Here is a 3818-nt window from a genome sequence, read left to right as displayed (position 1 = left end):
CCGGCCATGATCTGCGCCTCATCCCGCGAGCGTTCGATCACGCCCGCCGCGGTCGACGGATCATCAACCAGAACATCATCCTGTCGCTGCTGATCATCACTGCACTGCTCCCGCTCGCGCTCTTCGGCGTCCTGGGGCTCGCGGCCGTCGTCCTGGTCCACGAGGTCGCGGAGGTCATCGTGATCCTCAACGGTCTGCGCGCCGCACGCACCCGCACGCCACGACTGGAAAGCTGATGCTCGCAACTATCGGTTCAGCGATCGGCCTGTTCGCGGCAACCAACATCGACGACATTGTCGTGCTCACCGTGCTGTTCCTGGCTTCCAGTCGAGGGAAGCCCCGGCCGTGGCAGATCGTCGCGGGCCAGTATCTCGGGTTCATCACCCTCGTCGTGATCAGCGTGATCGCCGCTCTCGGTCTCACCATCGTTCCGGACGAATGGGTCGGTTTCCTGGGTCTGATCCCGCTCGGCATCGGCATCTGGACGCTCATTCGCGGCCTGCGCCGTAACAGCGATGACGATGATGACGACTCCAAGATCACCGCGGTCGGACTATGGGGCGTCGCAGGGATCACGATCGCCAACGGGGCCGACAACATCTCCCTCTACACGCCGATCTTCCGCACCAGCGCCCCCAGCGACGTCGCGATCATGATCGTCGTATTCCTGATCCTCGTCGCGGTCTGGTGCGCGGCCGGCCGGCTGATCGGCACCAACAAGGCTGTTACCGAGGGGCTGGAGCGCGTCGAGCACTGGCTCGTACCGGCCGTGTTCATCGGCCTGGGCCTGTTCATCCTGATCGAATCTGGGGTCATCGTCCGTCTGATCGAGGTGCTCGCATGACCTCCTCCCAGTCAGAGGCTCATCCGCCCGCTGCGCGCAAGCTGTCGTCGACCCGGCGGCGGCAGCTCACTGGTGGAGCGCTCTTGATCGCCGTGGTCGTCGTGCTGATCGATCAGGGAACCAAGGTGTGGGCCGAAGCGACCCTCACCGACCGTGAGCGCATCCCGCTGATCGGTGACCTGCTGGGTTTGCAGCTCGCCTATAACCCCGGAGCGGCATTCTCCTTCGGGGAAGGCTTCACCTGGGTGTTCGCGCTGCTCGCTGTCGCCGCCACGGTCACAGCGATCGTGTTCGCGTTCCGAGTGCAACGCGTGAGATGGGCGATCGTCATCGGCGCGCTCGGCGGCGCTTCCGCCTCACACGCAGGCGACCGCCTTTTCCGGGACCCCGGATTCGCCCGTGGTCACGTCGTGGACTTCCTCGCCTACGGAAACTGGTTCATCGGCAACATCGCCGACATCGTAATCTTCGCCGCAGCGATCACCGGAGCAGTTTTCATGATCCGCGCCGGGGATGAGAGCACCGAGTGAGATCCGTTGTGCGGTGGTGGGACACCCATCAACTCGCCCTCTACATCGGCGCGATCGCCGTGGGCAGCCGTTGAGTGAGTTCACGCTTAGGCAGGCGGGCGGTCGCGATGTAGGCGCAGAGCCACCCACCAGCCGCATCGTCGACAGATGAAAGCGCGATCGTCTCCGAGTGCGTGCAGCTTCTTGCGTGGCAGATGTCGCCCGCAGCACGTGCACGCAACGTCCTCGTCAGTCGCCATGAGCGGAGAGCGCCTCTCGAATCTGTTCAACCGTTGGCATCCCGGCCAGCCCAGCAGGGGTGCTGTAAATACGGCAGGCGAGGTCATTGCTTCGCCCCGACCCCGGAAAGAGATCGTTGCCATCCAGGGTGATCGTGGGGGAGCCCGCGAACGAGACTGCGCCCGCGTCCTCCTCCGTCCGGATGAGTCGGTAGTGAACCTCCGATTCGTCGTGGCCTGTTTCTCGTAGCGCCTCAGAAACACGACGGCCAGCCTCAACCCAGCTGGGGCAACCGGCGATATAAAGCAGCTCAATCTCCACGACTCAATCATCCTCGACTTCGCTGTTGATGTCGTGCCCGGGCTACCACCGAAAACGATCGTTTGCGGCCGGGCACCCGTGGTGGTGCTGGGGAAGTGCGACACGCCGAGCGTCGCCCCGCCGTAACCCCCTGCCGAAACGTTAGGGCGCCGAAACGGGTGGTGTATGGGTTTCGGCGCAGGTTCTGCCGACCGCCAACCATCCGTATTCGGGGTCTGGATGTGCGCGCGTTTTGACCGTCGTCCTGCATGAGTCGGCCTGACGATCTGACTTTCCTCGCGACCGCAGCTGGCTTCATTGCCACTCCGAAGGGAGGCGGCCCCCAGCACTCTGCTTTAGATCGGACTCAGTCCGGCTCAGCCTCGGGTAGTCCGATGTAAAGCATCTAGTCCGATCTAAAGCCGCAAGTCACAGAATACTCCTTGACACACCCGCCGCACAGGCATAACGTACAACCAAATGGTTGCACAAAGAAAACTGAGCGAAGCGGAGGTCGACCGTGTCTTCCACGCACTGGCGACGTCGACCCGGCGCGACATCCTGCGCCGGACGATCGAGCGGGAGCAGTCGGTCTCGACCCTCGCCTCCGAATACGAGATGTCGTTCGCCGCAGTGCAGAAGCACGTCGCCGTGCTCGAAGCCGCGAACCTCATCGTCAAGCGCGCCGAGGGACGCGAGCGGCTCGTCCGCGCGAACCCCGAGATGATCGCCCGCGCCAGGGCGCTCCTCGCCCGATACGAAGAGCTGTGGCGGTCGCGCATCGCCCGACTCGACGATCTGCTGGCCGAGACTCCTCGGTCCAACTCGTCCGACCGCACCGACAGCACGAACACCGAACAAGGAGACTGAACATGCCTGTCACCGACGTCATCACCGATGCCGACAACCTGACCATGACCGTGGTCGCCGACTTCGCCGCCCCCATCGAGAGGGTGTGGAGCGCCTACTCCGACCCGCGGCAGCTCGAGCGCTTCTGGGGCCCTCCCGGATGGCCGGCCACCTTCACCGCGTGGGACCACACCGTCGGCGGTCGTGCGCAGTACTCGATGAACGGTCCGCGCGGGGAGAAGTCGTCCGGGTCGTGGGAGTTCATCTCGATCGATGCGCCGAACGCGTTCGAGGTCATCGACTCGTTCGTCGACGAGAACGGCACACCGCTCGACGGCTTCCCCGCCCAGCGGATCACCTTCGCCTTCGAGTCCACCGCCGACGGCACCCGCATGACCACCACGAGCCACTTCGACTCGGTCGACGCCCTCGAACAGGTCGTCGAGATGGGCCAGGTCGAGGGGATCAAGATGGCCATGGCGCAGCTCGACACCGTGCTGCAGGACCTCCGCGACTACGCGCAGGGCAAGGGCACGCGACTGGAGCTGCTCGACGACACGCACGTGCGCATCACCCGCCTGGTCGATGGGCCGCGCGAGCTGGTGTGGCGCGCGCACTTCGAGCCCGAGCTCATCCGCAAGTGGATGCTCGGACCCGACGGGTGGGAGATGACGGAGTGCGTCGCCGCCACCGAGGTCGGCCAGTCGTACCGGAACTCGTGGGCGCCGGTCGGCGACACCGAGGGGCAGCCGTTCGGATTCGAGGGGGAGGCGCTCCTGATCGATGCTCCGCGCCGCGCAGTGACCACCGAGCGGATGCAGGGCCTGCCGACCGAGACCCTCAACGATCTGAACCTGTATGAGGAGGACGGCGCGACCCTCGTCACTCTGCTCATCGAGTACCCCGACAAGGAGACGCGCGACATGATCCTCGCCACCGGCATGGTGGACGGCATGGAGTCGTCGTTCGCCCGTCTGGAGCGGGAGCTGCTCGCCGTCTGAGTGTGAACAACTCCTCAGGACCGGCCGGACCCCCGCGGTCCGGCCGGTTCTCCGGCTCTCGGCGCACTGTTCTTG

Annotated in this window: 5 protein-coding genes and 1 pseudogene; 5 read left to right on the top strand and 1 reads right to left on the bottom strand. The window is 65.0% G+C overall.

The genetic code is table 11. The features are described 5' to 3' along the window. The 3 genes and pseudogenes from AX744_RS10040 to AX744_RS10030 form a co-directional block, all read left to right on the top strand. A pseudogene (locus tag AX744_RS10040) lies at positions 1-236 on the top strand (heavy metal translocating P-type ATPase); the annotation flags it as partial. Further along, complete coding sequence (locus AX744_RS10035; protein WP_036275918.1) at positions 236-844, top strand: cadmium resistance transporter; 609 nt, start codon at positions 236-238, stop codon at positions 842-844. The pseudogene AX744_RS10040 and the gene AX744_RS10035, both read left to right, overlap by 1 nt. After that, positions 841-1374, top strand: coding sequence for a signal peptidase II (locus AX744_RS10030; RefSeq protein ID WP_029264099.1), 534 nt, complete (start codon positions 841-843; stop codon positions 1372-1374). The genes AX744_RS10035 and AX744_RS10030 overlap by 4 nt, the downstream gene beginning before the upstream one ends. Before the next feature lie 228 nt (positions 1375-1602). On the opposite strand, the gene AX744_RS10025 is transcribed toward AX744_RS10030, so the two are convergent. Continuing rightward, the gene (locus tag AX744_RS10025) at positions 1603-1914 is read right to left on the bottom strand and encodes a hypothetical protein (RefSeq protein ID WP_029153956.1); all 312 of its coding nucleotides are present in this window, start codon (positions 1912-1914) and stop codon (positions 1603-1605) included. Between the two features lie 459 nt (positions 1915-2373). Here AX744_RS10025 and AX744_RS10020 point away from each other — a divergent pair, with 459 nt between their 5' ends. Further along, entirely contained in the window at positions 2374-2763 is a 390-nt protein-coding gene (locus AX744_RS10020; protein ID WP_061016650.1) for an ArsR/SmtB family transcription factor, read from the top strand. A gap of 2 nt (positions 2764-2765) precedes the next feature. Continuing rightward, on the top strand, positions 2766-3743 hold the full coding sequence (locus AX744_RS10015) for an SRPBCC family protein (RefSeq protein ID WP_061016648.1): 978 nt from the start codon (positions 2766-2768) through the stop codon (positions 3741-3743). Positions 3744-3818: the final 75 nt, after the last annotated feature.

The organism is Microbacterium sp. CCH5-D1 (genome assembly GCF_001557335.1).
GTDB classification, from domain to species: Bacteria; Actinomycetota; Actinomycetes; order Actinomycetales; family Microbacteriaceae; genus Microbacterium; species Microbacterium oxydans.
The sequence above is the reverse complement of the archived record's forward strand: the minus strand, read 5'-3'. Positions and strand labels throughout refer to the sequence as shown.

Excerpts from the sequence above, each read along its gene's own strand:
- AX744_RS10035 (WP_036275918.1), top strand. The coding sequence starts at position 236 with ATGCTCGCAACTATCGGTTCAGCGATCGGCCTGTTCGCGGCAACCAAC.
- AX744_RS10030 (WP_029264099.1), top strand. The coding sequence starts at position 841 with ATGACCTCCTCCCAGTCAGAGGCTCATCCGCCCGCTGCGCGCAAGCTG.
- AX744_RS10020 (WP_061016650.1), top strand. The coding sequence starts at position 2,374 with ATGGTTGCACAAAGAAAACTGAGCGAAGCGGAGGTCGACCGTGTCTTC.
- AX744_RS10015 (WP_061016648.1), top strand. The coding sequence starts at position 2,766 with ATGCCTGTCACCGACGTCATCACCGATGCCGACAACCTGACCATGACC.